This window comes from Alkalilimnicola ehrlichii, from assembly GCF_003399765.1.
GTDB lineage: Bacteria > Pseudomonadota > Gammaproteobacteria > Nitrococcales > AK92 > AK92.
The window spans coordinates 1-5,657 of record NZ_NFZV01000057.1; the positions used below are offsets into that span (position 1 = coordinate 1).

The following is a 5,657-nucleotide window of genomic DNA, read 5'->3' on the forward strand; positions in this document are numbered from 1 at the left end:
TTAGTCGTGCATACGCTTGGGCGATTCATCTTCGCTCCGCTGTTGCCGTACTTCATCAATGACGGGATGCTCACGGCTCAGCAAGGCGCGCAGCTGGCTGCCCTGAACTATGCCGGTTATATGATCGGCGCCCTCCTGGCCTTGCGTTGGCACCGGCCGGAGCAGTTGCGGCGTGTATTACCGGCAGCGCTGGTACTTAACGCGCTGATTACGTTGGCGCAGGTATTTACCTTCGATCCGTCTTGGCTTCAGTTCTGGCGTTTGGCCAGCGGTGTTACCAACGGCATTGTTTTCGTTCAGGCGCCGGCTTTGGTGCTGGAGTGGCTCGCCCGGCACGGGCGTATAAGGCTGAGCGGGTTGACGTACTTTGGCGTAAGCGTTGGGCTGTTGGTCTCCAGCGGCTTGGTTGAATGGCCTTCGGAGTGGCTGAGCGGGCCGGAGCGGTGGTGGCCGGCGGCGCTGATCGCCCTGCCTTTGGCGCTTTGGAGTGGTCTACGGCTTTGGAGGCTGGACACGCCGACGTCCGTGCCCCAGCCGGATAGCGGCCATACGAAACCCTCAGGTCGGCTTTTCGACCGGGCGAGCGTTCCGCTGTTTCTCGCCTATGCGGGGGCGGGGCTTGGGTATATTTTGCCGATGACGTTTCTGCCAGTGGTTGCAGTGGAGGTCCTAGGGGGCGGTGAGCCGCTTATCGGTCATATCTGGCTGTGGGTGGCAGTGGCGACGTTACCGTCGATCTGGCTTTGGAACTATCTCGGCGGTTTGTGGGGCGATCGTACGGCGCTGTTAGTGAATTATGCGTTGCAAACGGTGGGCGTCGCCTCGCCATTACTGTGGCCTAGTGCGTTCGGGTTGATTCTCTGCGCTGGGCTTGTCGGCGGGACCTTTATCGGCACTGTAATGCTGACTCAACGGCTAGGTCGAGCGTTGCACCCCCACCAGGGGCCGCGTCTATCGGCGGCGTTGATTGCACTATACAGTTTTACGCAACTAATGGGCCCTTGGCTTGCGGAGCAGTGGTTGGTGCTAGCCGGCAATCTATCGGGGAGCTTTTGGTTCGGGGTCGGCGCACTGATTTGGGCGTTGGCATGGAGTCTGAGGGTGCCAGAGCCGCACTCTGTGTCTCGGTGTTACTCGGCAGCCGGTCAAAAACCGTAACAACCGCGGCTGCCTATAAGAGGCCGCTGCCCGCACCGGACAGCGCAAGAAAGCCTGAACTGGGGCAAGGTCAGGGCTTTTTGCCAAGGATGGGAAGAACAATCGGATACCTAGCTAGCCGGCCCTGGCCAGACGCGGGAAACTCTGTTCGCCGGAGTACTGCTTGATTTTATGCGCTCTCTCAGAGCGATCTAATGGGTGTCCCGAGCGGACCATCGGCGGTGACGGTGCAAAGAGGCCGCGGTTTGTGCCGCTTTTTACCGGTTGCCACGCAGTCGTCAACCTGATCCGTCGGCCCTCGGGTGTGGAACGCGGGGAATGGCTAGGTTGCCGGGAGCGGGGCGAACAAACGGCGGGCGAGGTCGATGCCGCGGATATAGGTTTGCCGGACGTGCCCAGCCAGTTGTTGCAGCGCCTCAGGCGTATCGATAGCGCATTGGGTGCCCGCGACGCTCTGAAATCAAGATCTTACAACTTGCCACGTTTGCCTTGGGCTCTGTGCCTTCCCCCTCGCCTATGGCACTATTACCAGATACTTCCCTAATACCACGAAAAACGCTGAGGGCGAGGGTATGCCGCCGCTGGAATATAACCGCTTGGACCATAAGGATATGCGCACGTCGCTGAGCCACCTACCGGCTGAGAAACAGCAGGAACTAGAGCAGATCGCCGGCCTGATCAACGAGGCCGTGCAGCCGGAACTGGTGATTCTCTACGGCAGCTATGCGCGGGGCGATTACAAAGAAGAGAAAGACCTGGCGCCGCAGCGCTGGTCGGGACACGCCTCGGATTACGATATTCTGGTGGTGGTATCGGATAGCACCACGGAATCGGACGCAGAACTGGGGCGGCAACTTTATGAGCTGTGCAATGCGCAGCACTTCTCGGCGTCCGTCCGGCCCATCGTCCATCGCCTCAGCCACGTCAATCAAAGCCTGCGGGAAGGCCGGTATTTCTTCCTCGACATCAAGCGCGAGGGGCGCGTGTTGATAGGCAGCAACATCGGCCCGCTGACCGAGCCGGAAGAGTTACCGGCCAAGGACCGGCTGCGGATTGCGCAGGAGTATTTCGACAACTGGTTCGTGAGAGGCCATCAAGCATTCAAGCTCTTCCGTATGGCCTATAACGAGAACATCCTGAACTGGGCGGCCTTCCACCTCAACCAAGCGACCGAATCCGCTTATAAGTGTATCCTCCTGGTTCACACCCTGTATTGCCCGCACGAGCATCTCTTGGACTATCTCGGGTTCCAAGCGTCGGATTACGGGCCGGTGTTTAAGGAGATCTTCCCGCACACGACGCAGCTAGAGCGGGATATGTTCCAGCTGCTCGACAATGCCTACATCGCCGCCCGCTACCATCTGGATTTTAACGTCACGAAAGAAGACCTTGATTACTTAGCGCCCAAAGTGCAGCGGTTGTTGGAGGTGACCCAGGCGCTGTGCGAGCAGGAACTGGAGCGCTTGCGCGGGGAAGCTCTGGAATAAGCATGGAACTGGTGTACGGGGGCACCCATCTGATGGCCACTTTCCCCTAAGGGGATCAAATGGATGTCCCTGTGATTCTCGACTGTTCAAAATGCATTAGATAATGCTCCAGCAAATTGTTTTGCCGGCCAGTGCGCTGAAGTCAATGCACTTTCAAGAGCGTTGAATAAAGGTAGAAGTTTGGATGGGGCTTCGATTTCAGTTTCGAGTGTTCGTGGACCTGCAAGTACATCGGGTGTTCACGGAACACCAAAACCTCCATGTGAAACCTTCTCAAACGTTCTAGATCAGCTGGGTGTTAATGGCAACTAATTGTAGGTGTTATGTTGATCTCAACATTCAACAATCGTCAATTGCAAGCTTATGCAGCAATTTGCTTATGGATTTTTTGTCGTCATCTTGGAATAAAGCACAATTCTATTACTAAGTTGTTCGAACATCTAATGGCGGTTCTGACCACAAATAGTCTTCCTGGCTGGGAGCGGAACGGTGCGGTGTTGGATATCACGGGTAGAGGTGATCCTCTGCCCGTTGATGTAGAAAGAGAAATTCCACAAGAGTATTTGGAGGTGTTTAGCTTACTCCTTGAAAGCTGTGTGGAGGTTGGAATCGTTGATATGTATGGTGATTCGACTGAGCAGCCGAGGAACTTTTTAGAAAGGTGCTTGGTTGCCCTTGAGCGTTCTGGCATCGAGCCGCCAAAGGTAGACAATTTAAGCCAATATAGAATTGGAAATGATCCTTGGGGTGAAGCTATTAGTGAGCTGGAATTGGATGAAATATTTAAAGCGTACGGAATAAAGGAATAAACAGGGAGCTAGGGTGGGGTCTAGGGGACATATATGGACGCCTCCCCGTGGTCAAGGGGGATCAAGGGGGCGCCCATCTGACAGCCACTTTCCCCTAAGGGCATCAAATGGATATCCCTGTGATTCACTTGCCGACCGGTCCCAACCGCATTTATTCAGTTCGGGAGCTTAACCGGCGTGTTGAGGAGCCGGGGCCTTTCCATAATTTTCCTGAGTCACTGAATCCGGAGATTTTTTCTGTAACCAGGACAGTTGTTAGTGACAAATACGTCCTCTACTCCAGAGAGGGTGCCATTACCCTTCCTGACGAGCCGATATATGGTAGGAGTCAAATCCAGATAGGCGATGGTCAACGGGTCCGTGAGGTGGTGGGGCATACACCGCCTCGAACTGTGGAAGGTCGGTTCGAAATTGGTGTAAGACCGTCGGAGTCGGGTCGAACGGAGGTGATTACGCATCGCTTCTTCAGGCCTAAGGATAAGGAGCCGCAATGAAATTCATTAACTATTTCGGGGGTAAGGGTTTTGAAGTTGCGGTTTGCGATCAAGAGGAAGACGTTGGATTAAGGTCTTTTGCTTATCCTGGTGCACTTGAGGATAGATGGGTCCACGGTGCGAGCATCCTCGTCCGCAAGGGCGGCTGTCAGCCTTGGGTAGGTCATTTTTCGGCCGGCAAAGAGTCACCTAACGCTGTTGACCTGTGTTGTGATCATCCAGATGGAAAGCATATTGTAGTTCTCGCAAAAGGGTCCGGTTACGTCGTATCTGCTTGCGATCCCAGTGACTGGAGCGAGCTTGCTGTTCGCCCCATTATGGGATACTGCGCTATTCATGCTCGTAAAGTGTTGGTGCTTTTTGATTACACAAAGCTCATTGGATTTTTGTCTGATGGAACGGTGTGGAGAACCGGCTCGCTGTCATGGGACGGGCTGAGGAACGTGCGCGCAACTGATTCCGCTATAGTAGGGGAAGGTTGGGATGCGGCTACTGGATCATTTGTTGGGTTTGAAGTAGATGTTCGGACAGGCGAGAGCAGCGGTGGTGCTGCGCCTCCAGAGTTATGATTTGCTTCGTAAATTGCATCCCAATGCCTTGTTGTCCCAAGTAATGCTGGCCCAGGAGTTCGCCCGAGCTGGCGGCAGTCTGAGCTTGATGTGGGCTCCCAGCTACAGGGGCAAGGATATCGCCCTCAAGTATCCTTCAAAGATGGCGTCGTAACGACTAGGGCGACTAGGGGACATCCACCCGATGTACGGTAACACGTCGGCCGACTACCGCGCCGGACCATCGGCGGTGACGGTGCAAAGAGGCCGCGGTTTGTGCCGCTTTTTACCGGTTGCCACGCAGTCGTCAACCTGACCCGTCGGCCCTCGGGTGTGGAAACGCGGGGAATGGCTAGGTCGCCTGACTGCCTAGACACCCACACGGGCTCCCACACGGGCTCATTGGCGGTCGTTTAATGGGTGTCCCGCGAAGCTTTTTTTATAGTAATAGGCATCCACGTACAGGTGAGATCGATCCTGACCGAATAGTGTCTGCCGACGGCGAGCGCAGCATCCGCTATGGCTCCCACGAAATGAACAGCAAACCTACAAAGCATCATTATCATGAAGAGACATGGAGCCTTGATCCTGAAAATAATGTTATGAATGTGGATAATACGGTTGCTCGTGTGCCTTTGCCAAGAAATAGACATGAAGATAAAAATCAGAAAAGTGAACAAAAATGACGATGGTGTTCAAGTTTATTTCTCTACGAGCTACGGGAGTTCGTTTGCCCAGTGGGTTGGCGAGCTGCCAAAATATGGTGAAGTTTATGATGTTGAGCTGGATGTAGATGATGATCTAGTTTGGGGGTAAATATATTTACGACGCGAAACGAAGCTCCTGGTATAGCACACGAAAAAGACTTGTTTATTTTAAGAGGATCGGTTGTCAGTCTCGAAGAAGATGGTTGTCTTTCCGTGGCGCTTGGTGAAAGCGTCGTGTTGCTAGAGGTGGAGAATCCTCCAGAGAATATTGTTTCAGGTAAAGTGGAATGCCGTGCTAGTAACGTAAAGATGTATTCGACCAATCTGTAATACAGCTAGGGGAACTAGGGGAACTAGGGGACATATATGGACGCCTCCCCGTGGTCAAGGGTGCGAGTCGATAAAGCAGTGGGGTCGCGGACAACTACCCGGCGCCTGGATGGGGCGGCAGTGG

Annotated in this window: 6 protein-coding genes and 1 pseudogene; all 7 read left to right on the top strand. The window is 54.3% G+C overall.

Translation table 11 applies throughout. From position 1 onward, the window contains the following. Positions 1 to 1,158: YbfB/YjiJ family MFS transporter (locus CAI21_RS22375; protein WP_116304337.1), on the top strand; the 1,158-nt coding region annotated here is incomplete at its 5' end. Between the two features lie 247 nt (positions 1,159 to 1,405). Further along, positions 1,406 to 1,702 carry a hypothetical protein gene (locus tag CAI21_RS22380; RefSeq protein WP_116304338.1) on the top strand — a complete coding sequence of 99 codons (297 nt, stop codon included), beginning with the start codon at positions 1,406 to 1,408 and terminating at the stop codon, positions 1,700 to 1,702. 28 nt (positions 1,703 to 1,730) lie between these two features. Further along, complete coding sequence (locus tag CAI21_RS22385; protein WP_116304339.1) at positions 1,731 to 2,645, top strand: HEPN domain-containing protein; 915 nt, start codon at positions 1,731 to 1,733, stop codon at positions 2,643 to 2,645. 96 nt (positions 2,646 to 2,741) lie between these two features. Beyond that, positions 2,742 to 2,957, top strand: a pseudogene (locus CAI21_RS26200) (YwqJ-related putative deaminase); the annotation flags it as partial. An 11-nt stretch (positions 2,958 to 2,968) separates the two neighbouring features. Next, positions 2,969 to 3,454, top strand: coding sequence for a hypothetical protein (locus CAI21_RS22395; RefSeq protein WP_147305224.1), 486 nt, complete (start codon positions 2,969 to 2,971; stop codon positions 3,452 to 3,454). A gap of 490 nt (positions 3,455 to 3,944) precedes the next feature. Continuing rightward, a complete protein-coding gene (locus CAI21_RS22400) occupies positions 3,945 to 4,517 on the top strand; it encodes a hypothetical protein (RefSeq protein ID WP_116304342.1) in 573 nt (190 codons plus the stop codon). A gap of 467 nt (positions 4,518 to 4,984) precedes the next feature. Then, complete coding sequence (locus tag CAI21_RS24395) at positions 4,985 to 5,182, top strand: hypothetical protein (RefSeq protein WP_181919731.1); 198 nt, start codon at positions 4,985 to 4,987, stop codon at positions 5,180 to 5,182. Positions 5,183 to 5,657 lie beyond the last annotated feature (475 nt).

Coding starts and splice junctions, on each gene's coding strand:
- CAI21_RS22400 (WP_116304342.1), top strand. CDS start 3,945: ATGAAATTCATTAACTATTTCGGGGGTAAGGGTTTTGAAGTTGCGGTT.
- CAI21_RS22385 (WP_116304339.1), top strand. CDS start 1,731: ATGCCGCCGCTGGAATATAACCGCTTGGACCATAAGGATATGCGCACG.
- CAI21_RS22395 (WP_147305224.1), top strand. CDS start 2,969: ATGTTGATCTCAACATTCAACAATCGTCAATTGCAAGCTTATGCAGCA.